This window comes from Photobacterium sp. NCIMB 13483 (genome assembly GCF_003025475.1).
GTDB lineage: Bacteria > Pseudomonadota > Gammaproteobacteria > Enterobacterales > Vibrionaceae > Photobacterium > Photobacterium piscicola.
In genome coordinates this window covers 263,528-289,174 of record NZ_PYLV01000002.1, presented here as the reverse complement: position 1 = coordinate 289,174, position 25,647 = coordinate 263,528, and the positions used below count along the sequence as shown (strand labels likewise).

The 25,647-nt window shown below is 37.9% G+C and carries 23 protein-coding genes; 10 read left to right on the top strand and 13 right to left on the bottom strand.

Going from position 1 to position 25,647, the window contains the following annotated elements; translation table 11 throughout:
* Positions 1 to 73 precede the first annotated feature (73 nt).
* On the bottom strand, positions 74 to 1,054 hold the full coding sequence (locus tag C9I86_RS03270) for a GlxA family transcriptional regulator (RefSeq protein ID WP_080156070.1): 981 nt from the start codon (positions 1,052 to 1,054) through the stop codon (positions 74 to 76).
* A 164-nt stretch (positions 1,055 to 1,218) separates the two neighbouring features.
* Between C9I86_RS03270 and C9I86_RS03265 the strand changes: the two genes are divergently transcribed.
* Complete coding sequence (locus C9I86_RS03265) at positions 1,219 to 3,069, top strand: beta-ketoacyl synthase (protein WP_107275611.1); 1,851 nt, start codon at positions 1,219 to 1,221, stop codon at positions 3,067 to 3,069.
* 89 nt (positions 3,070 to 3,158) lie between these two features.
* The gene (locus C9I86_RS03260; protein ID WP_241956839.1) at positions 3,159 to 4,178 is read left to right on the top strand and encodes an HAD family phosphatase; all 1,020 of its coding nucleotides are present in this window, start codon (positions 3,159 to 3,161) and stop codon (positions 4,176 to 4,178) included.
* 123 nt (positions 4,179 to 4,301) lie between these two features.
* Here C9I86_RS03260 and C9I86_RS03255 read toward each other — a convergent pair whose 3' ends face one another.
* Together C9I86_RS03255 and C9I86_RS03250 are read right to left on the bottom strand one after the other, a co-directional pair.
* On the bottom strand, positions 4,302 to 5,600 hold the full coding sequence (locus C9I86_RS03255; protein ID WP_080156067.1) for a DEAD/DEAH box helicase: 1,299 nt from the start codon (positions 5,598 to 5,600) through the stop codon (positions 4,302 to 4,304).
* A gap of 193 nt (positions 5,601 to 5,793) precedes the next feature.
* Positions 5,794 to 7,440: an ABC-ATPase domain-containing protein gene (locus tag C9I86_RS03250; RefSeq protein ID WP_080156554.1), complete on the bottom strand. Its 1,647-nt coding sequence runs from the start codon at positions 7,438 to 7,440 to the stop codon at positions 5,794 to 5,796.
* Between the two features lie 601 nt (positions 7,441 to 8,041).
* Between C9I86_RS03250 and C9I86_RS03245 the strand changes: the two genes are divergently transcribed.
* Entirely contained in the window at positions 8,042 to 8,932 is an 891-nt protein-coding gene (locus tag C9I86_RS03245) for a phosphotransferase (RefSeq protein ID WP_080156066.1), read from the top strand.
* 96 nt (positions 8,933 to 9,028) lie between these two features.
* On the top strand, positions 9,029 to 9,739 hold the full coding sequence (locus C9I86_RS03240; protein WP_241956838.1) for a RimK/LysX family protein: 711 nt from the start codon (positions 9,029 to 9,031) through the stop codon (positions 9,737 to 9,739).
* Between the two features lie 82 nt (positions 9,740 to 9,821).
* On the opposite strand, the gene C9I86_RS03235 is transcribed toward C9I86_RS03240, so the two are convergent.
* The 5 genes from C9I86_RS03235 to C9I86_RS03215 all read right to left on the bottom strand — a co-directional run bounded on the left by C9I86_RS03235 (position 9,822) and on the right by C9I86_RS03215 (position 14,357).
* The gene (locus tag C9I86_RS03235; RefSeq protein WP_107275609.1) at positions 9,822 to 10,634 is read right to left on the bottom strand and encodes a DUF2797 domain-containing protein; all 813 of its coding nucleotides are present in this window, start codon (positions 10,632 to 10,634) and stop codon (positions 9,822 to 9,824) included.
* Between the two features lie 391 nt (positions 10,635 to 11,025).
* The gene (locus tag C9I86_RS03230; protein WP_080156063.1) at positions 11,026 to 11,964 is read right to left on the bottom strand and encodes an ABC transporter permease subunit; all 939 of its coding nucleotides are present in this window, start codon (positions 11,962 to 11,964) and stop codon (positions 11,026 to 11,028) included.
* Between the two features lie 2 nt (positions 11,965 to 11,966).
* Entirely contained in the window at positions 11,967 to 12,782 is an 816-nt protein-coding gene (locus C9I86_RS03225; protein WP_080156062.1) for a transporter substrate-binding domain-containing protein, read from the bottom strand.
* A 26-nt stretch (positions 12,783 to 12,808) separates the two neighbouring features.
* Positions 12,809 to 13,609: an amino acid ABC transporter permease gene (locus tag C9I86_RS03220; protein ID WP_107275608.1), complete on the bottom strand. Its 801-nt coding sequence runs from the start codon at positions 13,607 to 13,609 to the stop codon at positions 12,809 to 12,811.
* A gap of 10 nt (positions 13,610 to 13,619) precedes the next feature.
* Positions 13,620 to 14,357, bottom strand: a complete 738-nt coding sequence (locus C9I86_RS03215; protein WP_080156060.1) for an amino acid ABC transporter ATP-binding protein — start codon at positions 14,355 to 14,357, stop codon at positions 13,620 to 13,622.
* 451 nt (positions 14,358 to 14,808) lie between these two features.
* Here C9I86_RS03215 and aroG point away from each other — a divergent pair, with 451 nt between their 5' ends.
* A complete protein-coding gene (gene aroG / locus C9I86_RS03210; protein WP_107275607.1) occupies positions 14,809 to 15,861 on the top strand; it encodes a 3-deoxy-7-phosphoheptulonate synthase AroG in 1,053 nt (350 codons plus the stop codon).
* Between the two features lie 74 nt (positions 15,862 to 15,935).
* Here the strand turns inward: aroG and C9I86_RS03205 are convergent, their stop codons facing one another.
* The gene (locus tag C9I86_RS03205; RefSeq protein ID WP_080156058.1) at positions 15,936 to 16,118 is read right to left on the bottom strand and encodes a hypothetical protein; all 183 of its coding nucleotides are present in this window, start codon (positions 16,116 to 16,118) and stop codon (positions 15,936 to 15,938) included.
* 252 nt (positions 16,119 to 16,370) lie between these two features.
* Here C9I86_RS03205 and C9I86_RS03200 point away from each other — a divergent pair, with 252 nt between their 5' ends.
* Entirely contained in the window at positions 16,371 to 16,865 is a 495-nt protein-coding gene (locus C9I86_RS03200; RefSeq protein ID WP_080156057.1) for a hypothetical protein, read from the top strand.
* Positions 16,866 to 16,877: 12 nt separating this feature from the next.
* Here C9I86_RS03200 and C9I86_RS03195 read toward each other — a convergent pair whose 3' ends face one another.
* Positions 16,878 to 18,320, bottom strand: coding sequence for a hypothetical protein (locus C9I86_RS03195; RefSeq protein WP_146142623.1), 1,443 nt, complete (start codon positions 18,318 to 18,320; stop codon positions 16,878 to 16,880).
* Between the two features lie 172 nt (positions 18,321 to 18,492).
* On the opposite strand from C9I86_RS03195, the gene C9I86_RS03190 reads away from it, so the two are divergent.
* Positions 18,493 to 18,819, top strand: a complete 327-nt coding sequence (locus C9I86_RS03190) for a DUF1840 domain-containing protein (protein ID WP_080156055.1) — start codon at positions 18,493 to 18,495, stop codon at positions 18,817 to 18,819.
* Between the two features lie 25 nt (positions 18,820 to 18,844).
* Here the strand turns inward: C9I86_RS03190 and C9I86_RS03185 are convergent, their stop codons facing one another.
* A complete protein-coding gene (locus tag C9I86_RS03185; RefSeq protein ID WP_235865772.1) occupies positions 18,845 to 19,465 on the bottom strand; it encodes a DJ-1/PfpI family protein in 621 nt (206 codons plus the stop codon).
* A 194-nt stretch (positions 19,466 to 19,659) separates the two neighbouring features.
* Here C9I86_RS03185 and C9I86_RS03180 point away from each other — a divergent pair, with 194 nt between their 5' ends.
* Positions 19,660 to 19,860, top strand: coding sequence for a DUF2986 domain-containing protein (locus tag C9I86_RS03180; protein WP_080156053.1), 201 nt, complete (start codon positions 19,660 to 19,662; stop codon positions 19,858 to 19,860).
* Between the two features lie 170 nt (positions 19,861 to 20,030).
* Positions 20,031 to 21,482: a DEAD/DEAH box helicase gene (locus tag C9I86_RS03175; RefSeq protein WP_107275605.1), complete on the top strand. Its 1,452-nt coding sequence runs from the start codon at positions 20,031 to 20,033 to the stop codon at positions 21,480 to 21,482.
* A 110-nt stretch (positions 21,483 to 21,592) separates the two neighbouring features.
* Here C9I86_RS03175 and C9I86_RS03170 read toward each other — a convergent pair whose 3' ends face one another.
* Both C9I86_RS03170 and C9I86_RS03165 read right to left on the bottom strand, forming a co-directional pair.
* Positions 21,593 to 22,639: an endonuclease/exonuclease/phosphatase family protein gene (locus tag C9I86_RS03170; RefSeq protein WP_241956837.1), complete on the bottom strand. Its 1,047-nt coding sequence runs from the start codon at positions 22,637 to 22,639 to the stop codon at positions 21,593 to 21,595.
* Positions 22,640 to 22,769: 130 nt separating this feature from the next.
* Entirely contained in the window at positions 22,770 to 23,384 is a 615-nt protein-coding gene (locus C9I86_RS03165) for a PolC-type DNA polymerase III (protein ID WP_080156051.1), read from the bottom strand.
* A gap of 232 nt (positions 23,385 to 23,616) precedes the next feature.
* Between C9I86_RS03165 and mrdA the strand changes: the two genes are divergently transcribed.
* Positions 23,617 to 25,623: a penicillin-binding protein 2 gene (mrdA, locus tag C9I86_RS03160; protein ID WP_107275604.1), complete on the top strand. Its 2,007-nt coding sequence runs from the start codon at positions 23,617 to 23,619 to the stop codon at positions 25,621 to 25,623.
* The last annotated feature ends 24 nt before the right edge of the window (positions 25,624 to 25,647 follow it).

Genomic DNA, 25,647 nt, shown 5'->3' with positions numbered 1-25,647 from the left:
TCATATAAGCACTGATTATATCCAGAACGCCTAGCTATTATTGCTAGGCGTTTTTGTTTGTACTCAGCGACAGTTATTGAACGTTATAGGCTTTTGCTTTAACCATATTACGGTATTGCGATGGCGTAATATTAAACTCTTTTTGAAACCGTGTAGAAAAATGATACGGATCTTTATAGCCTACTTGCTCAGATACATCAGACAATGACATTCCAAAATCACGCAATAACTCTTTGGCTGTTTCCATTCTTATTTTTCGTAGATATTGATGGGGGGCTTGGCCAACTTGATCTTTAAATTTACGATTAAAGCTACGAAGGGGTAATTCACAATGCTGTGCAATTTGTTTCGAGGTTAATGGTTGTGACATATAGCGCTGCATCCAATCTTGCGCTTGAGCAATAGATTCATCAAATTGCACCTGACCGCCAATTTCATAAAAAGGTTGATGACCTGATTTACTGATTTCGTGGCCGTAATGGGTTTCGATAGTGTTGGCAATTTTTTGCCCATAATATTTAGAGATCAAATACAACACCATCTCGGTTTGTGAGTTAATACTTTCAGTGCAGTAAAGCCCGTTAGCTGAAGTAATAGAGGCTTGACGGTTAAGTTTTATTTGTGGATAACGCTGTGAGAATTTATCATAAAAATACCAATGAGTCGTTGCTGTTTGATTATTTAATAACCCCGTTTCAGCCAACCAAGTTACACCAGTACCTGTCGCAATGATCTGTGCGCCATTATGGTATTGCTTAATAAGCCAAGCAGGGATTTGTGGGTGTTTTGATAGTGATGAAATAGGGTTCCCCCACATTGGCGGCACAATGATAATGTCAAAATCAGATGGATCTTCAAAGGTAATATTCGGTTGAATACGAATACCTGCGGTGAGGGTTGGAGATTCAAGAGTAGAAGCAATGAGTTTAATTTCAAAAGGAGATTGTTGTTGTGTCTTACGATCTCGAAGGCTAGCTGCACTGGTTAACATCTCAGCACTAAGTGAAATTCCCGTAATTAATGCCCTATGAAAAAGTATAAAACCCACTTTCATTATTCCACCTCTGACTATAATTGTGCATAAAACACACATCATTGTAATGTTTTCACACTTCTGGCTGAAATGTCAGTGATTTTGGCATAAATGCAGAATGAATCACAGGTCAATGCTGATATTCTGTTTCAAACGGTGTATTAAATCGATCTCAGGATATTAAAATGGCAAAATTACCGCTAATTGTTGGTTTGGGTGGCATTAATGCCGCTGGTCGCAGTTCTGGTTTTCATAACTACAAACTTATGATTGCTGATGTGCTATCTGAAGATGCAATGCAGTCAACATGGCAAGATCTTGCTCGTCGAATGGGATTGAGTGATGATGGCGCTATTACTGAAGATATTATTACTGCAATTAAAGCGGGTACTTGTGTACGCCGTATTGATTCTTTTGATCCTGATAATTTGCTCTATCAATATAAAGCGAATCTCAATTCAGCCGATGATCAAATCACCTTTACTTTACGTAAATCGAAATTACCTAATCATATTCCAAGTAATTGGCAGGTTGATATTCAAGGTACAAAAGCCGTTATTACTGTGAATGGTAATTTTGATGCATTAGTTGAAGGGCGTGTTACTTTTCCTGTTTCTAGTGGCGGTAATATTCCAGCTGGTTTTGATCCTAGCAAATTATATAACTCTCGCTTCCATCCACGAGGTTTGGCGCTGACTGTCTATGGTGCTTCTGATGCACTTAACTCGTTAGGGTTTGAATGGGATGATGTGCTTCGCCATATCAAGCCTGATGAAGTGTCAGTCTATGCTGGCAGTGGTTTAGCACAAATTGATGATAACTCATTGGGTGGTATGATTGCGGCGCATCTTACTGGCGGTCGTGTAAGTTCTAAGATGATGGCATTATCATTAGCGCAAATGCCTGCTGACTTTATTAATGGTTATGTGATTAATAGCATTGGCGCAACGGGCACAAATATGGGGGCGTGTGCGACGTTCTTATATAATTTACGTCAAGGTATGCATGATATTCAACATGGCAAAGCGAAAGTTGTTATTGTTGGTAATGCAGAAGCCCCCGTTGTTCCCGAAATAATGGAAGGCTTCCGTGTGATGGGTGCACTGGCAGAAGATGAACAATTAAAAGCACTTGATGGTACTGACAGTGTTGATAATCGTCGTGCTTGTCGTCCATTTTCGTCAAATGCGGGCTTTACCATGGCAGAATCAGCGCAATTTGTGGTGTTGATGGAAGATGAATTGGCTCTTGAATTAGGCGCTAATATCTATGGCTCTGTGGCTGATGTATTTGTAAATGCTGATGCCAATAAAAAGTCAATTTCAGCGCCAGGAGTGGGTAACTATGTCACCGTTGCGAAAGCGGCAGCATTGGCAAAAGCTATTCTTGGTGAAGAGGGCGTAAAACAAACATTTGTCCAAGCACACGGCACGGGTACTCCTCAAAACCGCGTGACTGAAAGTCATATTCTTAATGAAGTTGCTAAAACATTTGGTATTGAAAGCTGGCCTGTTGCAGCCATTAAATCATATGTAGGTCATTCAATGAGTGCAGCAGCAGGCGATCAGCTTGTGGCTTCATTAGGTGTGTGGCAATACGGTTGGTTACCTGCGATTAATACCATTGATCATGTTGCTGATGATGTTCATCGTTCAAATCTGAATATTCTTACTGAGCACACCTTTGCGGGTGATTGTGGCCAAGATTACAAAGCCGTTATTCTTAATGCGAAAGGCTTTGGTGGTAATAATGCTTCAGGGCTTGTGTTATCTCCTCAACAAACACTTGCAATGTTAACCGCGAAATATGGTACTGATGCAATGGCTGCTTATCAGGTGCGTAATCAGGCAGTTAAAGCGGTAACAACCCATAATGATGCTAGTGCATGCCAAGGGCAAGAAACCATTCGTTATCAATTTGGTGAAGCAGTAATGAATGAACATTCAGTTACTATTACACCTGATGCGATAAAATTGTCTGAGTTTGAACACGCGATCGTATTGAACAGTGTTAATCCTTATGCTGATTATAACTAGAATAAGATAAGAAAATAGAGAATAGAAAGCAGGTTATTTATGGCCTGCTTTTTATTACGACGAAAATGAACAACAAGGATCATAGGTTAGTGACTAGAAAAAAAATAGCAGCGATATGGATTGGTGTTACCACTTTACTTGCTGTATCAACGTCGGCTTATAGTGCGACATGTTCAAATAATGGCGATGTACTGCCATTATGGAACACCAGTGCTAGCCGTAGTGCGATCACGCAGTTTGTCAATGAAGTAACAACCGTTGGAAATCCTGATTTTGTAAAACCCAGTGCCCGTATTGCGGTATTAGATAATGATGGAACCTTGTGGCCTGAAAAACCAACTTATACGCAGTTTTTGTTTGCCTTTAGTCAAATAAAGCATGAGAGTGCGCAGCACCCTGAATGGAAAACAGAAACACCGTATAAGTGGGTATTAGATAACGACACTAAAGCTATTTTTGCAAAAGGTTGGGGAGCATTACTGCCTATTCTTGCTACATCACAAGCAGGATTAACACCGGAACAATATAATAAAGATGTCTTAAATTGGCTTTCAACAGCGCAATCACCACGATTTAAGCGCCCTTATACCGATCTTGTTTATCAACCGATGGTAGAGTTGATTGATTATCTCCATGCGCATCAGTTTAAGGTGTTTATTGTAACCGGTGCTGGTGGTGCGTTTGTAAAGCCGTGGAGTGAAGCTATTTATCACATTCCTGCTGAAAATGTGATTGGTACTGCATTTGGTTATACCTATAAAGATGGGTCATTAATTAAGAATGATAAGCTAGTGTACATTGATGATGGTCCGCAAAAGGCGATCAATATTGCGACGATCATTGGTAAGCGTCCTATTCTTGCGGTGGGTAACTCGACGGGTGATAAAGCAATGCTCTCATGGACAACCTCTCAAAAAGGGGCAAGCTTAGGTATGCTGATTCATCACACTGATAGTCAGCGTGAATGGCAATATGGTGCTGATTCTTTTGAAGGTAAATTTACGCCGGAGCTAATGCAAGCAGCGAAACAGCATAAATGGCAAGTGGTTGATATGAAACAAGATTGGTGTCGAATTTTTCCAACTAAAGCGGAACGTCGTCCATTATAGTTAGATAATGACTTGATGATGCAGTGCTTACGCTTTTGCTAAAATGCATGAGTGAATAAACAATAAAAAGCCGAGTAAGAGAGTAATCTTAGCTCGGCTTTATCGTGTTTAGTCTTGTTTAAATTACTTCTTTAAACGAGTGATTTTAGTTGCTTTACTGCTAATAGCTTTGCGTAAACGTGCACGACGTTCAGCGGCTGATTGATCTTGTGTTGGGTTGTTTTGACGACCTGCACGATCACGGTAAGCAGCTTTAGTGTTCATTCGCTCAACTAAGGCTTCACGGCTCTTAGGCTCGTAGCCTTCTAATTGTACGCGGTGAATACGTTGATTAATCAAACGTTCGATTTGAACTAAGGTTAGTTCTTCTTCACGGCTTACAAACGAGATTGCATTACCTTTTTGTCCTGCACGACCTGTACGGCCAATGCGGTGAACATAGTCTTCTGCCAAAAATGGCATGTCGTAGTTAACAACATAAGGCAAGTTTTGAATATCTAAACCACGAGCAGCAACTTCTGTTGCTACCATTACGCGTGCTTTACCTTCTTTAAACTCTTCTAATGCACGACGACGCGCACTTTGTGCTTTGTCACCGTGGCAAAGAACCGCTTTAATACCATCAAGTTTTAGCTCTTTAACCAGTTGGTTAGCTGTTTCTTTGTAGTTTACAAATACAAGTACTTGAGGCCAGTTTTTCTTACCAATTAATTCAGATAGCATTTCACGTTTGCGATCTTCATCAACAGGGTATACCACGTGAGCCACTGTAGAAGCAGTACTGTTTTCTGGTGTAACTGTAATGCGTTGTGGTTTACGAAGAATATCTGCTGCTAATGCGTTCATTTGTGCAGAAGATGTCGCAGAGAACAACATAGTTTGTGGCTTAGTACGAATATCTTCTAGAATAACGCGAATCGCACCGATAAAGCCCATATCAAGCATACGGTCAGCTTCATCAAATACTAAACATTCTAGATTAGCTAATGAAACGTTATGTTGTTCCATGTGTTCAATTAAACGACCCGGTGTTGCAACTAGAATATCAACACCTTGTTCTAGGCGTTTTTCTTGTGTTGCCATTTTTTTGCCACCAAAAACAGCCGTACAATTAATGTTGGTGTATTTAGCATAATCGTTGATGTTAACTGAGATTTGTTCTGCGAGTTCGCGCGTTGGTGCAAGGATTAATGCACGAACGTTAAAACGGCTTTTTGTTGCTGGTTTGTCCAACAACTTTTGAATAATAGGTAATGCAAAAGCGGCTGTTTTGCCTGTTCCTGTTTGTGCTAATGCTAAAATGTCAGCACCACGTCGCGCTTGAGGAATCGCTTTTTGCTGAATTGGGGTCAATTTCTCGTAACCAATATCGGTTAATGCTTTAACAAGCTCTGGAGAAAAACCTTGAGATAAAAATGACATGCTGTGTTCCTAAACTGTCGGCCTATGCCGATTACATTCATAAACTAATGATTATGGTCAGTTTATGAATGTAATCCGCGAATAAAATGACCGCGTATTATAATAGATTGTAGATTATTGCGCTACCGTATCCTGAGCTAATATAAACCCCGCATTACGCGGGGTTGATAGCATCATTGATAGAACAAAAAGCTTACTTAAATTCAGCTTTGCGCATACGGTTTAATACCGCCATAACTTCAATGACGCGAGGTTTAGCCATTTCACCATACTTAGGCATCATATCAGCCCAGTTATCGTGCAACATATTGGCAAACGCACGAGTAGGATTTTTTTCCCAACCTTTTGTTTGTGCTAGTTGGAACCATAGGTACCCAATAGCTAATAGCTGGCTAGAGTGAGCTATTTGCTCTAATGCTTGTAAATCAATGTATTCACGACCAAAACGAAGAGACGTCTTGTCTTTAACCTGAATACGGAATTTACCTTCTTCTAGCATTGCTTGTAATGCACTGCGGTTTATTTGACGTGTGCGAGGATGAACAATAACTTCTGTTCCTTCTTGCTTACGACGTGTTGGGTGAGAAGCTACCACAGCACGTGCTTTTTCTGTCACATCAACAGCATCATAGTTGTGCATTTGAATGACAGTATCAGCAACATCAAGATAGTCACCAGAACCGCCCATTACCAACATAACTGAGATGTTGTGTTGATCGCGTAATAGTGCAATACGGTCAACCAATGGTGTTATTGGCTCATCTTCTTTACAGATCAGTGCTTGCATACGTTCATCACGGATCATGAAGTTAGACGCTGATGTGTCTTCATCAATCAATAAGGCTTCAGCGCCTGATTCAATTGATTCTTGTAACCATGATGCTTGTGACGTTGAGCCTGACGCATTTTGACTACTAAAAGCAGTTGTGTCTTTACCCATTGGTAAGTTGCTGATGTAAGGTGATAGGTCAACATTGTGAACACAACGACCATCTTCAGCGCGAATTTTAGCCGCCGCGTAATTGGTAACAACGTACTCACGGCCATCGCCAGGAATATGATCATATACTGAGCGTTCAATAGCACTCAGCAACGTTGATTTACCATGGAAGCCACCACCAACGATAAGCGTAATACCTTCAGGAATACCCATACCGCGTATTTTGCCTTTATGAGGCGCTTCTAGTTCAACCGCTAAGTTATCAGGGCTTAGGAATGGCACTGCTTCCGTTAGTGGTAAATCACTATTACCAGCAAGGCGAGGTAATAAGCTGCCATCAGCGACAAAGGCTAATAATTTGTGTTGTTTAAGCTGGCTTCGTAGCGCAACTTGATCTTCAACCGCTTCACAGTGACGTTGTAACTCATCCATGGGTAATTCACGCGCGATAGTGGCACGACGAATCATCTTTGGTAAGTAGAATGTCAGTAGATTAAGGGTTTTTTTCGCAATAATAGTACGGCCATCAGCGGGCATATTAATGCGGAAACGTAATTCAATACCTTCTTCATCAAACACAACTGAAGTGCGATCAAGAATGGTTTGTCCAGGCATGTCAATTAAGACAGCATTATCTTGCTGGGATAATTCAGCAAAGAAGCGTGCAATAAAATCACGAGCTGCACGTTGATAATCAGTCGATTTTTCACGTAGCCATTCAAGGTCAGTTAATGACCAAGCGCGACGGGCACGAACGCGAGAAGCAGGCGCAAAAGGATCCGACTGAACGGTATCGATAAAAAAGTCGAAATCAACAAAGTGATATTCACCGCGCATACTTGAATAGCTACGGTAGTTATGACGGTCAATTTTATGGAGTTTGGCTTCGAGTAATTGCATATCGCCCCGATATCGTTCGTTATTAAATACAGAGCGCATAATGTGGTTGGCTCTAGTCGCTGGATATTACACTAAACACTGACTTTTAGCATGAAAACTTTATCTAGGTCACAAAAAAACGTTTTAAGCGTCGATTGTTTCAAAACGAAGAAATAACAAAATGTAAAGTAATATTACGCTAACAAAATAATACTAATGCTGAAGTGATCGTTATGAAGCAAAGCTTTTATTTATGAGCCATATCATCATTAAATAGCACCAATAGGGCATTGAATACCCAAAAGGCATATTAATTCCTTGTATATATATGTTTATTCTTGGTTTTTTTGGGGTGATAAATTAATTATATTTATATGAACATTTAAATATAGTTTAGAACACTAAAATATTGTTTATTAGAAGTGATTATTAGCACTAAAAATGAAATTGTAAGTAAAAGTAAACTATTTTCGTCTTTTCTATCACTCAATACTGGTTATCTTTGCTGTTATGATGCATTCTTAAAAGATAAAACAACGAAAACTTACATAAAACCAATGAGTTATTCCTTTTTGGTATAATTTATCTGTGTTATGTAACAATGATTATCAAGGTAACAACTATGAATAAACCACAGCTTAAAACTATTGCCGAAAACGCTTTTTTTTCAATGTTTCGTCGCAAAGCTGATGTGTGTGATATTCAGGAAACCTTTTATGGTTGGGTAGTTTTTCTTGCCTCAGGGAAGTCGAAAATTGTGGTCAAATTTTCGCGTGAAGTAGGTCGAATTGGTAAAGAAGTGGCGAGTTTAGAGCAGTTACGTAAAATTGTGTCGTGCCCTGTGCCTGAAATTTATTTATTTGGTCGAGAAGCAGGCTATGACTATATCGTTTTAGATTGGTTAGACGGTGTCTCTGCACATCAATTACCAGAAGATTCTAAAGCGGTGATGACATTCAGAGAAGATTATACTGATATTTTATTAGCGCTACATGAACATCAGCATCCACAAGGTTTTGAACTTTCAAATGGTCAATTTAGCCAAAATTTAAGTTCAGCATTTGATGATTGGATGGGAAGTGTCTATCACTATTTAATGAGTACAGGTTCCCCTTTCAGCTCGAAGTTAAAAGAAAAATTCACAGAACTTTGGGAAAATAGGACCAAAATATTAGCACCAATTGCCCATGAGTCATCGTCATTTGTACATGATGATTGTCATATTGCGAATGTGTTATTTGATCCTACCACGTTCAAAGTTGCAGGATTATTAGACCCTTGTGACAGTGGTTTTAAACATCGAGAATTGGATGTGATTCATTTATTTGATGTGCGTAGTGATTTACATATTGCAGAACGCTACTTAGAAAAAAGTCATTTAGATGATGGTTTTGAAGAGCGTCGTCATTTTTTTAGTCTATGGGATGATGCTAAGCATAGTCGCAATATGGGTTGGTATAATGAACAATGGTTAACGAATAAGTTTTCATTATATGAATCAGCAGTGCAGTAACGACGTACTTTAACGATATAGAATTATTTGGCATAACGTGAATCTACGTATTATGGTTAGTTATGGTTTGTAAAAATGTAAAGGAAGATGTGATTTATGAAGAAAACGGCAGTAGGTTTATTAACCTTGTTTCTTTTTGGTTGTGCTCAACAATTACCTGTCGACGATCAGCAACAAACAACAGCATCGGTAGCTAAGCCAATTACCAAACCATTAGCATTTGCATCAATGGTGACGGCTGCTGAGATAAAAGCAGCGGCAAAAGCACAAACTGCCGCCGCTGAAAAAAAAGCATCCCAAAAGCATCAACAGGCTTTAGTTAAAAAGGATGTGACAACAGATAAAATTACGGCTTCAACCGCATCAGCTAAGTTAGCATCTGTTGATCATAAGCAAAAGGCGGCCACAAAAAAGACCACCAAAGATGGCATGTTAGTTTTAGGTCACCATGAATGGGTACTAATATTATCGGGTACCAAACATGTTTCTGCTTATATTGATCCTAAATCAACAACGTCTCGAATTGGTGTTAAAGATTTAGTGGAATTTGAGCGTGATGGTGATAATTGGGTGAAGTTTAACTTTCAAGGTAAAGAATATAAATACCCAGTGAAATCATGGTCAAAATCTGAAGATAAAAAACGATTACCTGTTGTGTCACTACGAACAAAACTTGGGGATCGTAATGATGAAGTTGAATATCAATTAATTGCAGGTGGTAATGGGGTTGTTTTAGGTAAAAACTTTATGCGAGATATCGCGATACAGAATATCCAACGCCAATACGTTCAGCCGCGAGCAAAGTAATTTTATATTAAGTTAACAAGATAAGAAATGGCATTGATCTTACTTAAGATCAATGCCGTTTTTTGTTACCGATTAGTGTGCTTTATTCAATAACGATAACTTCATAGCTACTAAATTTTCGTATATTAATCACGCCGGTATCAAACAATAAATACTGACCTTTAATCCCTTCGAGAATACCACTGACTACGGGTTCTTTATCAAAATTATGTGACGCTATTTTGGTTGGAAACTGATCAACAGGGTAATGAATATCCACAATGCTATTATCCAAATATTCGATAGCATCTTCACCAAATTCTGCCGTTATCTCAGCTAATTTTTGTTTTACTTGTGGTAACAGTAACTGCGCTTGTTGCTGTAAATCGATATCGTCATTATTGCCTTTTAGCATTGTGCGCCAATTGGTTTTATCTGCCACCATTTCAGCGATAGCAACTTCAACGAGCCCTGATATTTGGCGGGTTTTTACTTTTAATACCGCAAGAGCTTGAGTTGCACCTTGATCAATCCAGCGAGTTGGGAGCTGAGTATGACGAGTGATGCCAACTTTAAGGGCTGATGTATTAGAAAGATAAACATAGTGAGGCACCATGCAATTTTCTTCACCCCATTGTGGTTCACGGCAAGTTCCTTCAGCGTAATGACAAGTTTCTGGTTTCATGATGCACATGTCACAGCTAGCTAGCTTTTTCATACAAGGAAAACAATGCCCTTGAGAATAGCTTTTTTTTGTCTTTTTTCCGCATGAACAGCAGAAGATATTGCCTGTATGAGTGAGCGTTAATTGCTTACCAATATAGGGATTAAGATGCAGTTGTTGATCGCCAACAGGGAGATAGTAATCAACGATATCTCCAAGAGATGATTTCATTTTACTGAGTGTACCTTGCATGCTCGTGCTCACCATTAATTGTTTGTTCTGAGTGTATCAGTGATTGGTATCAAGACCTAAATATCTTGCGATGATTGATATTGAATCGCAAACCCTATAATTAGGCGGATTCTGATCTCATTACATAAACAGTAGCTATAATTAAATGAATATACATTTGTTGTCATAGAGGGGGCAAATATGAAAAATAAATTTAAGAGGCTAATAAATGCTTATATAAAAATAGTAAGTAGCAAGCAGATCCATAATATTTACAAATAATAAATCTAGTAATGATATTGTTATAATTATACTTATTAAATTCAATCGAAGACGTTATTACAAAATGAAAGTTAAAAAACAAGAAAACCCAAGAATATTGACTATTCTTGGGTTTTATAATAAATATTTATTAATGTTGTAAATGACGTGAACTGTGTTTTTCTAGCTTGCTAAATAGCAGTGATAAGCTAAAGCACAATAAAAAATAAACAACACCAACGATAAGCCATATTTCAAAGATAAACCCAGATGAGTTAGCAATTTCAGAACCAGTAAAAGTAAGCTCTTGTATCGAAATTAATGAAATAATGGATGAATCTTTTACGATTGATATAAATTGTCCCGCTAGTGTCGGAACAATAGCTGTTAATGCTTGTGGGAATATAACAAATCGAAATCGACTATAGGTTGACAAGCCAAGTGAATCTGCCGCTTCCCATTGCCCCTTACTGATAGTATTAATGCCTGAACGAATTATCTCAGCTATATAAGCCGCTGCAATTAATCCTACACATAGCACACCTGAAAATAGGTTTTCCCATAGGTTACTATGTCCAAATAAAATAATCTGTAAGGCGTTTTCTTGGCCATTATAGTGACGAAAGATACCGCTTAAGCCGAGCAGTGGAACTAGCTGATTTGAAATGAAAAAGTAGAAAATAAACACAAACACAAGCGGCGGAATATTACGCAGTAACTGGATATAGCTACTTGAGATAAGTCGCATTATTTTAAATGATGAGAGGTTAGCGAGTGCGAGTAATAAACCAAATGTAGCGGCAAAAATCATGCCCCAAATACTAACACGAATGGTGCTAATGATACCTTGTATAAAATAAGGTAAGCCACCATGATGGCTACAAGTAAAGATAAGCTCAAATGCTTGACGCCAATGCCAATGGTAGTGAATACCAATAGACGAACGATAAGCTAGCCAACTCAGAAAACAACCAATAACAATCAGTAAAAAGATATCGAGTTTATTCAGTTTGAAATTAAAGCGACGCTTTACAGGAGGGCGTAAACCCTCCTGTATTGTATTGTCACCTGACGTTTTAGCGACAGTCATTATTAATTATTCTCGTTAACCAGGTTTTGCCAATCAGTTGTTTTAAACCAATATTGGTAACGATTGTTTAACCAGCCATCTTCTGTGCGTACTTGAATCCAGTTATTAAGGAAATTTAGCAAGTTAAAGTCACCTTGACGAATCGCAAAACCGGTTGCGTAACGTGTTAGAGGCTTTTTAAATGGCATAAATAAGCTTTCTGGATTTTTAATGACCATTTGCTCAGGTGTTGGCGTTGATGCTAATGCAGCTTGAGCATTACCATTAAGCACTTCTTGGAATGCTTGGGTTTCATCATCAAACTGACGTAGTTTTGCTTTTGGAAATAACTTACGTGCAGTTTGGACTGGGTAAGCGCCACTACGAACGGCAATTGTCACACTGCGTTTATTATAGTCAGCAATTGTTGTCATTTTTGATGCTAGTTTTTTGCTAGCAACCATTTGAACCGCAGAATATGAGTATGGGTGAGTGAATAGCACGCTCATATTACGTTCAGGGGTAATGGTTAAACCGCCAATGATGACATCAAATTTACCTGCTAATAGTGCAGGAATAATACCATCCCAAGCGGTAGGTACAAATTCAACTTTTAATCCAGCATCAGCCGCTAAACGCTTAGCAACATCAACTTCAAAACCAATTAAATCGCCTTGCTTATCACGCATAGCCCAAGGAACAAATGTTGATAAACCAACACGTAACGTACCGCTTTCTTTAATTTGCTGTAGCGCATTACTGTCGTCTGCAGCAAAGGCATTATTAGCCCCTAATAAGCAAGTAAAAACGGTAACGAGTACCGCAATAAAGCGTTTCATAGCTTTCTCCATCGATGTGCATAAATTTAATGATTAGGGATACTTAAACGGCGCTCTAGCCAAACTGCTAATGCTGATAATGTTAAAGTGATACAAAGATAAATTGCAGCCACAGTGAACCACACTTCAAATGGCATCGCTGTGTCTGCGACAATATTCCGTCCTTCTGTTGTAAGATCAAATATAGCCATAATACTTACAATAGAAGAATTTTTTACTAACGATACCGCTTCATTTGTGAGCGGTGGAATTATTTTTCTAAACATTTGTGGAATAACAACAAATCGGTAACTATCAATTTGTGATAAACCTAAACTTTCTGCTGCTTCAATCTGACCTCGAGGGATCCCTTGTAGTCCAGCTCGAAAAATTTCAGCGCTATAAGCCCCTTGAAATAAAGACAGCGCTAAAATAGCAGTTGTAGTGCGATCAATTCCTAATACTGGGCCAAAAACGAAATATAATAGGTAAATTTGAACCAATAATGGTGTACTACGAATAACCTCAATATACCCACGAGCAAGGCTTCGCCCGACAATAGAGTCAGACATTCGTAATAACGCGGTGATAAAGCCGATAACAATAGTACAGATTAAGCTGATACTTGATATTTTCAGCGTTACCATTAAGCCTTCAAGTAAGTCACCAGGATACCATTGGCCATCTTCTTTAAACCAAAGGTATTCAGGAATACGGTACCATTGCCAGTGATAATGCATGGCTTTAGCACCGCTATTGAGTAGCAACATGATGATAGAAGCGACACAAATTACTTGTAAGGCGATGGCGATAATTTTAGGAATTCGAGATCGTGTGTTGTGGGTCATTATTTTGATCTCAATAGCTAAGGATATTTTCTAAAAATTGTTGTGTACGCTGATGTTGAGGACGATCAAACAATTGCGTTGGAGGTGCTATTTCAACAATTTCACCTTGATCCATAAATATAACCCGATCGGCAACTTGACGAGCAAAGCCCATTTCATGCGTTACACAAACCATAGTAATACCATCATCGGCGAGTTCTTTCATAACATCAAGAACTTCACGGATCATTTCCGGATCAAGGGCAGATGTAGGCTCATCAAAAAGCAATATATTGGGTTTCATACATAAAGAACGGGCAATCGCTACCCGTTGCTGTTGACCGCCAGACAGTTGGCCTGGAAACTTATCCGCTTGATGACCGATGTTGACACGATCTAGAAACTTACGAGCTAAATTCTCTGCGTCAACTTTTGACATTTTCAATGCGCGACGAGGGGCTAATGTAAGATTATCTAAAACCGTCATATGAGGAAATAAATTGAAGTGCTGAAAAACCATGCCAACTTGGCCACGAATAGTATGAAGTTCTTTGTGGTTTAATATATGCCCAGCGACTGTTATCTCACCATTATTGTATTTCTCTAATCCATTTATGCAGCGAATTAATGTGGATTTACCTGAACCTGATGGTCCACAAATGACCAGTCTTTCACCTTTAGTAATAGAAAGATTAATATTTTTGAGTGCATGATAATTGCCATACCATTTGTCAACATTATTAAATGTGATTATGTTTTTTTCAAGCAACGTTGCACTCCTTAAATTTAATAGGCATCTATTTATATGATCTTTAGTTATGTTTTTTTATGATTAAAGAATACAGAATTATTGAATTAATATGTTAATTTTAGTCAATGATATATTAATAATACATTGAGTGTGTCTATATTTCTTAATGTATAACAAATTTGGTCGCTAATAATTTTTATAAGTATATTTTACAGTGTTTCTATTCTCTAGTGTAATAATATATCCTGTATTTTTGATATTTCTGTTCATATATTGTCATTTATATGTGAAATGATGCAGAAGCTTACAGTGTTATGGAAAAATTGATGCGATTTTTGATTCAATAACCGTTTGCACTCTTAGTTTTTAAAAGATAAGTTAAACAAATGTATCAGAATTAATATTATATGGTTATTTGTCTCTGTAGGCTAATCGTTGGGTATTAAAAGGAATTATAGGAAGTAAGTATATGCATAAGACGGATGATATTCGTATAAGTGAAATCAAACAGCTTTTACCACCGATTGCAGTGTTAGAGAAATTTCCTGCGTCTAATACCGCGGCTAAAACAGTTTATGAGTCACGTAAATCAATTCATAACATTCTCAATGATGAAGATGACCGGTTATTAGTCATTGTCGGCCCTTGTTCGATTCATGATCCTGAAGCGGCATTAGAATATGGTAAAAAGCTGAAGACATTAAGAGATGAGCTTAAAGGCGATCTTGAAATTGTTATGCGAGTTTATTTTGAAAAACCACGTACAACCGTTGGTTGGAAAGGGCTTATCAATGACCCCTATATGGATAATAGCTTCCAGCTAAATGATGGTTTACGTATTGGTCGAAAATTATTAGCGGATCTTACCGATTTAGGATTGCCAACAGCGGGTGAGTTTTTAGATATGATCACGCCGCAATATATGGGGGATTTGATAAGTTGGGGGGCGATTGGTGCTCGAACAACAGAATCCCAAGTGCACCGTGAGCTTTCGTCTGGGCTTTCTTGTCCTGTTGGTTTTAAAAATGGTACCGATGGTAATATTAAAATAGCTACAGATGCTATCGGATCAGCGAGTGCGCCTCATCACTTTTTATCAGTGACAAAATATGGCCATTCTGCGATTGTTGCCACTGCGGGTAATGAAGATTGCCATATTATATTACGGGGCGGTAAAGCACCTAATTACAGTGCTGAAGATGTGAATGCCATTATGCAGCAACTCGCAGATGCAGGTTTACGTAATAAATTGATGATTGATTTCAGCCATGCGAATAGTTCAAAACAATATCAACGACAAGTGATTGTGTCTGAAGATGTTGGGCAACAAATTGCTCACGGTAATAACGCCATTTTTGGGGTGATGATTGAAAGTCACCTTATCGAAGGTCGTCAGGATATCGTTGATGGTAAAACACCGACTTATGGTCAAAGTATTACTGATGCCTGCATTGGTTGGGACGATACTGATAAAGTATTACGCCAACTTGCCGCAGATGTCAGAACGCGTCGTCAAAAATAGTGGTGTTAATTGTTTAATACGCTGTAAATAAACATATTTTTTAAAGCTCCTGCTTATATAGAGTAGGGGCTTTTTTATTGGTAGTATCGATAACCATCATTAAATTCAATATCATAATGTTTACCGTAGTGGTAGCGATTAAGTAAGTTAGGATTAAAAGGAAATTGGCAATAGATGCAATAATGCTGATGTAAGCCATTATTGATAAAAGCTTTAAAAATATCGTGAGTGTCAGCAATAAGTGTTTTTTTATTCATAATGACTCCAAGAGGCGATTCCCGGTAAGTAATATCATGAAAACAAGTTGTCACTTATTTAAGTGTATGCGAATTTGTTGAGAACAGGCGAAATTATGCTTAAAGATGTACACTAAATAGGACACTATTTGTTATTATTGTTTATTAAGAAGACTGTTATTTTTTAGTTTTGTTATTAATAATAAAAGATATATTTTGTTCGTCATCAAATTTGTCGAGATTCATCTCTTATCATTGAGTAAGGAGAAGATGATGCGTAGTCAAAAATGGACATTCAACCTAAAGAGTGCATTGGTGTTAACGCTTTTATTGGGTGGGCACACAAATGTGACTTATGCTAATAACCTGCATTCAACGCACCTCAGTGTCATTTCAACGATCCAAACTTACATTAATCAGCAAACGGTTTATCAACAACCACAGCAGAATATTGTTTATCATCCCACATTAGGCTACATGGATTATCAACAAATTTGGTGTAATAATTCATACCAACAACAAATGATAAATTATCAACATTTTATATTAAAGGTATGCAGTGAAAGAGGTGGAGAGTTAGTTAATCATTGGTGTTCTTTATCTGATTCACATCAGCCACTATTCTATACTTCCATTGCACCTTATGATGCAAATTGTAGCAGTAATAGTGCAATAATTGTTCATATTATTGAGACGCTGCCAGAGGCAAATAAAGATCCTATAGTGGCTGTTGCATGGATAAAAACAGCAAAAAGCTTTGGTTTCTAAATTAACGTTATATCAACTGTTATACCATTGTTTAAATAATTGCTGACTGATTATTTGGTTAAGATTATACCCCATAGAGGTTGTATTAGGGGTTTGTTGACTGAAGTCTTTTGGTGGCGTTAACGTATTATGCCCATTATAAATGACACTGTAACTTTTTTTGACATCAATAACTATTTTGTAATTATTTTCTCGTATTTTTGGAAGTATAAAATTACCGTTATTAGCGATGCTGAACGTTAACTCTTGAGGGTATTCGTTAAGAATTTTTGTTGCGTATTCTTGCGTCAATTTAGTTACTAACGCTTTATTATTATAGAGTATCGCAAAATTAACGATAGGATCTTTGATCTTATTGCTTAGTCGTAGCGGTGATAGTTTTTCATAAAATGCCATACTTGAAATGTTAACTTTGTTCTGATCGTCAAGTAGGGTTTTATCGATGTTATTTGCCATTGCCATCGTTAATTTGTTGTACTGTTCAACATAATTATCGATAGCATGTTGAGATTGTCGTCCCATATTAATTGTTCGTTTGATAGCTAAATTATTATTAGCAATCATGAGATCTTTCTGTAAATAATGATCAAAGACTTGTTTATTATAAGTTGATTCAAAATAACCATTAAGTAGTACCATTGTCTTCCATAACTTTGGTACGTATGTATTCATAACAATATTTACTTGTGATTGATATTGTTGGGGTATTTTATTTATAAGCTCTTCTTTATTATAATAAATACAAGTGTCAGGTGATGTGAATGTGATTTGTTGATATTCACCTAAGTATTTTGAACAATGAAGTGTTTTATCTGTCTTATATTTAAACTTAATATTTGAGATTAGATCAAAAGTGAGATCATCATCAAGCAATATAGTCTGTAACTCATGTTTAAGCGAACGACGTAGTTTTATATAATATTTTTGTTTTTCTTGGATCTTGTTTTTTATGGTTTTTATTTCATTAAGATGTTGTTTTTCATCTTTTTTTATAATTTCCAGATGAGAATTAATAGATGCTAGTTCTTGTTGGTAATACATTAATTTAGCATCGATGTCTGCTTGAAGTTTTCTTTTTATAATATTAACTTCGATCATGTTTTTTTTATATATTAATGCGCTATTATTAAGTGCTTGAATAAAAATATTCGCATTTTTTATATGTGTTTGGTTAAATTGGTAAATTAGATGATTAATATCTTCAAGATAATGTGGGTTAGATAACCAATTTGAGTTAATTAATGCTTTGGATGTGTATTCGAGATTTTTAAAATCTAGCGGTGTTTTAAATGGGCTACATTTATTAGTAATAATAAACCCTTGTTGTTTTTGATCCGGAATAACTTCAGGTTGGATATTAAAAGAAGAATAATCGATATGGCTCTCTTTATCACAGCCTGCAACCATGCATAACATAATAAAAAAATTGCGCAAGATGTTCATATTCCACTGCATTTACAATTACTAATCAATAATATGAATTATACCGAGATTGATAGTATATACAAGCGTATGCTTAGTTGCGATCATCACCTGTGAAACATGGTGTGATTCTAATGTGATAAAAGTGTTTATGTGGTTAAATGTTTAAATAAGATAAGTGATCATAAATAGATAGGAGGCAATAATGCTCGTTACGTTTAGTTGTAAAGCACACAATGATGTCACCATGTTTGGTGATATTGCTCAATCATTAATTAAGATGATGGAATACACAACGGATATACCTGGGGCGATCATTGCAGAAGATGTTGAGCTTGCACTGGCTAATTTAGAAAAAAATCTCATTGGTGCAGCAGCAAAGCAATGTGCAACTCAAGAGCAACAGCAAGTGGTTGATCTGGATGATGAGGATGAGAAAGAACCTGAGATTGGTATTAGCGTGCGCGCAGTACCGCTGATAGAACTATTAAAAGCGGCTATTTTAGCTAAAAGTTATGTGATGTGGCAGTAACCTTATTTAGCTATTTATAGCGTGTCTATTTGACTAAATGCAGGGGAGCAAAAGGGTCATCATTTGGGTCATTGAGCCACAAATATTCAGTATCTGCGGCAATGCGACGGGCAAGCGAATCGCCATGTTGATGACCAATAATAGCTAATGACATATCAATACTGGCAGAACAGCCTGATGCCGTAAAAATATTGTTATTACGCACCCAACGTGCTGATGTTTGCCATTGAATATTGTTGCCAAATTGAGACACCCAATCAAGGTTCTTTTGGGTAGTGGTGGCTTTACTATTATCGAGCAAACCTGCATTTGCAAGTAATGCTGCGCCCGTTGAGGTTGAGCAGATAATGTGTTGTTGTGGCGCTATTTTTTTTAACCAAGTTAAAATATCTTTGTTATGAGCTGCAAAACGAACGCCGGCCCCACCTGGAATAATCAAAATTCCTGCAGAGATTACGTCATTAAAGCTTAATGTTGGTTGCATATTAATACCTTGCGTACTGGTAACATGCTGTCCATTCGTTGTGATTATTTGTAATTGATAATGTTCAGGTAATAATCCAAACATGTGCAGTGGACCTAATGCATCAAGTAATTCAAATTGTTCAAAAAGTAATACCGTTACTGTTTGTCGTTCTAACATCATATATACCTTGCAATAAACCTAATGTTATTAGTCGATACTATTAGTAATAGCCCAATTCATCATGATCCATTGTGTTGGAGATGATAATTTGGCATTTATAATTGCATTATGAGGATAATGCTTGTTATTCAGCTACGAATGATTACAATCAGCTCCCTGTTTGAAAATGGCTCAAAATAACAGCTGACACGATTATGAATAGAAAGAAAAAAATTAACGAAACGTTAAAAAAGAGAATGAAGAAGGCGAATGCTAAGCTTAATAAAAGCAATAAGCCTCGTTATATTTCTAAAGCAGAACGTGCCAAGCTTGATGACGAAGCTGCACAGGTTACTGAAACTGCAGATGTAATATCTGATACTACTGTTGATAGTGATACTGAATCTGCGCTTTAATCAATAGTCAAAAAACATGAATTTTATATCTTAAACAGAAACATGATTTTGGTCGTTTTTCTGTTTTTTCGCATCATGCCTATGAATATTTATAGGATGATTGCTTGCTTATCATTAGATGAGCAATCTACTACGCTATTATGCGTTTAATTTATACAAAGAGAGATGCTATGAGTTTTGCCTCTTTAGGCCTATCCGCCCCAATTCTTGAAGCCGTTGCAAAGCAAGGCTACGAAAAACCATCCCCAATTCAAGCGCAAGCAATTCCAGCAATTTTGGAAGGCAAGGATGTCATGGCGGCGGCACAAACGGGTACAGGCAAAACAGCAGGTTTTACATTGCCGCTGCTAGAAAAATTATCTAGTGGTCAACCTGCTCGTTCAAACCATGTTCGCGCACTTGTGTTAACACCTACGCGTGAGCTTGCAGCTCAGGTTGGTGAAAGTGTTGCAACATACGGCAAAAATTTAGCAATCAGCTCTGCTGTTGTATTTGGTGGCGTAAAAGCTAACCCACAAATGGTACGCATGCGTAAGGGTGCTGATGTTTTAGTCGCAACACCTGGCCGTTTGATGGATCTACATAGTCAAAATGCGGTTAAATTTCGTGATATTGAAATTTTAGTGTTAGATGAAGCTGATCGTATGTTAGATATGGGCTTTATTCGTGATATTCGTAAAATTTTAGCGCTATTACCAAAACAACGCCAAAACCTACTGTTTTCGGCAACGTTCTCTGATGAAATTCGCGAACTCGCTAAAGGCTTAGTGAATAATCCTGTTGAGATCGACGTTAACCCACGAAACCAAACTGCACCGACAGTGAAGCAGTGGATTTGTCCTGTTGATCAAAAGAAAAAAGCGAATTTATTAACAAAATTATTAAGTGAACGTAACTGGAAGCAAGTATTAGTCTTTACTAAAACAAAGCATGGTGCAAATCGCCTAGCAACGCATCTAGAAAGCCGTGGTATCTCAGCTGCTGCAATCCATGGTAACAAGAGTCAAGGTGCACGTACTAAAGCGTTGGCTAACTTTAAGTCAGGTGCTATTCGTGTGCTAGTTGCAACAGACATTGCAGCACGTGGTCTTGATATTGAACAATTACCACAAGTGGTGAACTTCGATCTACCACACGTAGCAGAAGATTACGTTCATCGTATTGGTCGTACTGGTCGTGCTGGCTGTGTGGGTGAGGCGATTTCATTAGTATGTGCTGATGAATTTGGTGATTTGATTGCCATTGAACGTTTAACGAAGCAAATCTTAGATCGTGAAATTGTTGAAGGTTTCGAACCAACCAACAAACTGCCTGCATCAAAGTTAGATACGCGTCCACTGAAGCCTAAAAAGCCAAAGAAACCGCAATCATTTGCAGCGAATGGTGAAAAACGTCCACGTTCAAATGGTAAGCCAACAACGCGTCGTAAACCAACGCCACGTAGTGATGACGCACCACGTGCAGAAGGTGCAAAGCCAGCACGTAAGCCGCGCCCAACTGATGCTAAACCTAAAGCAACTGATGGCAAACCAGCGCGTCGTTACAATGATGAAAAGCCAAAGACTGATGGTCGTCGTGCTCCTCAACGTAGTCGTAAGCCAGCAGCAACAACAGCTAACTAATATCCGCTGACGGTTTAATCCGTTAGGGTGGAGTCGTTGTAATAAAAACCAGCGTGTAATGATAATCTGTCATTAGCGTTGGTTTTTTTATGTGTATTTATTCGAAGTGATTAAGATCTAAGTGACAACGTCACACATGGAATAGCATGATCGGTGCTATAACCATCTTCATCAAAACTGCTATTAACAAGATGTTTATCTTCAGTATGATAATCGCTAACTTCAAACAATGAACCGTGGTATTGGGCGTTAAATTCTTGGGATAATAAAATATAATCAAGCACAGAGCTTTTAGCACCAAAATAGTGTGTTGGTGGGCGAGGCAGTGTGGCTTGTTCTGTATTTTGGGTAAATAAGGTCCAGCTATCGTATAAGCGGTAATAACCAATTAAACGTTCAATATCACTGTCTGACATTCCAAACACATTTCCAGCGATAAGTTGCTCTAAACATGAACTGGATATCTCATCATTGAAATCGCCCATGAGCAGCATTGGATGCGTGCTTGATTCACGTTGTTTAAGTATCGCTAGTAATAATAAATTCGCTTCGGTGCCACGCAACATCGCAGAGCCCCAACTGCCTAGGCGTTGGCTGGCAAACCGTGATAATGCAGTATTTGTTGGTACAATGGTATCAGGTAGTGGATCGTCAAACAGGGAACGTTTGGATTTGAAATGGGTGACATAGCAATCGGTTAAGCCTATATGAGGAATATCAATCGTGGCTCTAAGTGGTTTACGGCTAAAATGAAAATCCGTTAACCCAAGTAATGTTGCGGCTTGTTGATCTGCTGTAACTGCTGCGACTTCAGTGATCGGAAATTTAGAAGCAATGGCTACCACAGGGCTACGGTAGATAAAATCATCAATCACTGTGGGAGAATCAATTACCGCATAATAAGGGTAACCTGCTTTTTCCAACAAAGATTGTAGACTCTCGCTACTGAATACTTCTTGAAAACCAACAATATCAGGTTGGTTTTTATCAAGAAATCGTGTTATCCATGCTTGTTTTTTATGCCACTGCTCCATGGTATAAATATTTTGAAAATCATAATAAGCCATCGGAGGCTCAAGATAATTCAATAAGTTAAAACTGGTAATTTTAACTGTGGGTAATGGCACTTCATAAGAAGGCTGATTTACGTCAGACACTCTACACTCTCAATAACTATAGCCGAACTGTATAACTCGGCTCTATGATTTCGTTAAATTATTGATATGTAGCATACCAGAGTGAGGTCTTAATGACAGTGGTGCTTTGATATAAGTAAATTAATGCACGTTAATTGAATAATTTATTGATATTGGCTTTGGGTGTTTTAGCAAATTTTTGCATTAACCCAAACGATACGTCTTCAACACCATATTGATGTTTTATATCGTCAATCATTGCTAACCATAAGCGGGCGGTCATTTCGGAGTCGGCTAATGCACGGTGAAAGACGCCATCATGATGAATATGTTTATAATCAACTAATGTGCCCAGTTTGTGGTTTGGAGCATGTTGATATAAACGTCGTGCAATAAGCATAGAACACGCAAATTGATCGCTATATTTTCGATTAATTAACGCTAGTTCTGCATCTAAAAAACGCTGATCAAAAGAGGCATTGTGAGCAACAAGGTTTGCATCACCAATAAAATCAGCAAATTCAGCCATGACATTTTCACAGCAAGGGGCAGTACGGAGCATATTGTTACTAATGCCAGTATAGCTCTCGATAAAACTGCTGACTCTAAAGCCTGGATTCATTAATTGCTGGAAATGCGCGACGACCTGACCATCTTCAAGTTTAACAGCACCAATCTCAATTGCTCGATCACCTTGGGTTGGTGATAAGCCTGTGGTTTCAAAGTCGAGTACGATAACGCTATTGGCAGAACGAGAATTAAACATTTGTAAATCTTTAACGATAAGAAGAACAGTATTGTAGCGTTATCCGTTCAGTTGTAAATTGCAACCAGTCAATTTTATGCCACTTTTAATGCTGTATTTTTAAACAAATAAATGTATTTTTATTCATTATTGGGCTTAGATGACATTTTATATTCTATAAAAGTATCAATAGGGTGTTATATTTGACGATTAGCAATTTATCGCCCTCGATTATGAGTCAATTAAACGTTCTATGAAAAACAAACGCTACCGCCAGATTCGCGATCATAAGCAAGAAAAAGCCTTATTCATTCGACGAGCGATTCAAGCTTTTGTTGGTATTTTGATTTTAACCTGTGTGTTAATTGCCAACCTTTATCATTTACAAGTAGAAGATTACAGTGAATATAAAGCGCGCTCAAATAACAACAGTATTAAACTTATTCCTGTCGCGCCTAATCGGGGTCGTATTTATGACCGTAATGGGGTGATATTAGCGGATAATATTCCCGTTTGCTCATTAGAAATAATTCCAGACCAAGTAAAAAATTTATCACAAGTATTAATTCAACTACAACAATTATTAGGTATCTCAGATAAAGAGATAGTGGCTTTCAATAAAGCGAAATCACAAGTACAAGCATTTAAACCTGTCACCCTTATTTCGCACATGAACAATAAACAAGTGGCGGTATTTTCGGTTAATGAATTTGAATATCCAGGGGTTGATGTTGATGCTCATTTAGAACGTTACTATCCTTATGGCGCCTCATTAACGCATTTATTAGGGTATGTCGGAAAAATTAATGATCGTGATATTGCTGCTTTAAAAAAGAGCGGTAAATACGATAATTATAAGGCAACTCGCACTATTGGTAAGTTAGGTATTGAGCACTACTATGAAGATTTACTGCATGGTAAAACTGGCTATGAAACAGTTGAAGTTAACAGTCATGGCCGTGTTGTACGCACATTATCTTATATTCCACCGGTGGCTGGAAAAGATCTCAAATTAACGCTTGATATTAATCTACAACTTTATGCTCAAAAATTACTGACACTACAGCAAAAAGATCCTACAACAGGCTTAATGGTAACCAAAGTTCGTCGCGGTGCTATCGTGGCAATGAACCCCAAAAATGGGGCGATTTTAGCTATGGTTTCAAGTCCGAGCTATAACCCGAATTTGTTTGTTAATGGTATTTCCTCAAAAGCTTATGCCGCATTGTTGGATGATCCTGCACGTCCACTTATAAACCGTGCTACATTAGGTTTATATCCACCGGGTTCAACCGTCAAACCTGAGTTAGCTGCGGCAGGGTTAACAACAGGGGTTATCACAGTACATACTGTTCGTAACAATCATGGCTGGTGGCGCATTCCTAACAGTAAAAGCCGTAAATTTAGAGATGACAGAGTGCAAGGATTTGCCAATGTTGATATCTATAAAGCGATTGAAAAATCAGTGAATACCTATTTTTACCAAGTGGCGTATGATTTAGGTATTGATCGATTATCAATGTGGATGACTAAATTTGGTTATGGTCAGCATTCAGGTATTGATATTGATGAAGATTCAACCGGTATTATGCCAACGCGAGCTTGGAAAATGGCACGTTTTCATCATCCTTGGATGCAAGGGGATACGGTACCACTTGGGATTGGCCAGGGTTACTGGACTGCGACGCCAATACAGATAGCCAAAGCCACATCGGTTATTGCAGAAGATGGGGTTGAGCATCGTCCGCATTTATTGAAAGATATCATTGACGGTAAAGTCCAACAGCCTGTTACTTTTACTGATTTTAAACCGCTTAGCTCTGTACCTCAAAAAGATTGGGCGATCATTAAAAAAGGCATGGAGCTTGTTGTAGAAAAAGGGACAGCCAGTCAAATGTTCCAAAATATGCCATTCCAAGTTGCGGGTAAAACAGGTACAAGTCAGGTCTATTCAATGAAGGATACTGAACATTACAACGCGAATGAAGTTGCTGAGCATTTTAAAGATCACGCTTTATTTACGGGTTTTGCTCCTGCTAATGATCCCACTATTTTAGTGACTGTAGTGTTAGAACATGGTGGTTGGGGGTGGCATGCTGCTCCATTTGCACGAGATATCATGGAGTATGTTTTACTAAAACCAACATTACGTCCACAATCTGATGAGTTAGTGCAACAACCATCGCCATCACTTGCAGGATCAAGCAATGTATCTAAGGTTGCAACGAAGACCGTATCTGTAGTGGCTCATAGTCATTAATTTAATGGTATTAATGCCATGATG

What these genes read in the sequence shown, in the direction of transcription:
- C9I86_RS03245 (WP_080156066.1), top strand. Translation starts at nt 8,042, where the DNA reads ATGAATAAACCACAGCTTAAAACTATTGCCGAAAACGCTTTTTTTTCA.
- C9I86_RS03270 (WP_080156070.1), bottom strand. Translation starts at nt 1,054, where the DNA reads ATGAAAGTGGGTTTTATACTTTTTCATAGGGCATTAATTACGGGAATT.
- C9I86_RS03165 (WP_080156051.1), bottom strand. Translation starts at nt 23,384, where the DNA reads ATGTTTAATTCTCGTTCTGCCAATAGCGTTATCGTACTCGACTTTGAA.
- C9I86_RS03230 (WP_080156063.1), bottom strand. Translation starts at nt 11,964, where the DNA reads ATGACTGTCGCTAAAACGTCAGGTGACAATACAATACAGGAGGGTTTA.
- C9I86_RS03200 (WP_080156057.1), top strand. Translation starts at nt 16,371, where the DNA reads ATGCGTAGTCAAAAATGGACATTCAACCTAAAGAGTGCATTGGTGTTA.
- C9I86_RS03185 (WP_235865772.1), bottom strand. Translation starts at nt 19,465, where the DNA reads ATGATGTTAGAACGACAAACAGTAACGGTATTACTTTTTGAACAATTT.
- C9I86_RS03175 (WP_107275605.1), top strand. Translation starts at nt 20,031, where the DNA reads ATGAGTTTTGCCTCTTTAGGCCTATCCGCCCCAATTCTTGAAGCCGTT.
- C9I86_RS03235 (WP_107275609.1), bottom strand. Translation starts at nt 10,634, where the DNA reads ATGCAAGGTACACTCAGTAAAATGAAATCATCTCTTGGAGATATCGTT.
- C9I86_RS03225 (WP_080156062.1), bottom strand. Translation starts at nt 12,782, where the DNA reads ATGAAACGCTTTATTGCGGTACTCGTTACCGTTTTTACTTGCTTATTA.
- C9I86_RS03265 (WP_107275611.1), top strand. Translation starts at nt 1,219, where the DNA reads ATGGCAAAATTACCGCTAATTGTTGGTTTGGGTGGCATTAATGCCGCT.
- C9I86_RS03190 (WP_080156055.1), top strand. Translation starts at nt 18,493, where the DNA reads ATGCTCGTTACGTTTAGTTGTAAAGCACACAATGATGTCACCATGTTT.
- aroG (WP_107275607.1), top strand. Translation starts at nt 14,809, where the DNA reads ATGCATAAGACGGATGATATTCGTATAAGTGAAATCAAACAGCTTTTA.
- C9I86_RS03180 (WP_080156053.1), top strand. Translation starts at nt 19,660, where the DNA reads ATGAATAGAAAGAAAAAAATTAACGAAACGTTAAAAAAGAGAATGAAG.
- C9I86_RS03195 (WP_146142623.1), bottom strand. Translation starts at nt 18,320, where the DNA reads ATGCAGTGGAATATGAACATCTTGCGCAATTTTTTTATTATGTTATGC.
- C9I86_RS03220 (WP_107275608.1), bottom strand. Translation starts at nt 13,609, where the DNA reads ATGACCCACAACACACGATCTCGAATTCCTAAAATTATCGCCATCGCC.
- C9I86_RS03240 (WP_241956838.1), top strand. Translation starts at nt 9,029, where the DNA reads ATGAAGAAAACGGCAGTAGGTTTATTAACCTTGTTTCTTTTTGGTTGT.
- C9I86_RS03255 (WP_080156067.1), bottom strand. Translation starts at nt 5,600, where the DNA reads ATGTCATTTTTATCTCAAGGTTTTTCTCCAGAGCTTGTTAAAGCATTA.
- mrdA (WP_107275604.1), top strand. Translation starts at nt 23,617, where the DNA reads ATGAAAAACAAACGCTACCGCCAGATTCGCGATCATAAGCAAGAAAAA.
- C9I86_RS03205 (WP_080156058.1), bottom strand. Translation starts at nt 16,118, where the DNA reads ATGAATAAAAAAACACTTATTGCTGACACTCACGATATTTTTAAAGCT.
- C9I86_RS03250 (WP_080156554.1), bottom strand. Translation starts at nt 7,440, where the DNA reads ATGCAATTACTCGAAGCCAAACTCCATAAAATTGACCGTCATAACTAC.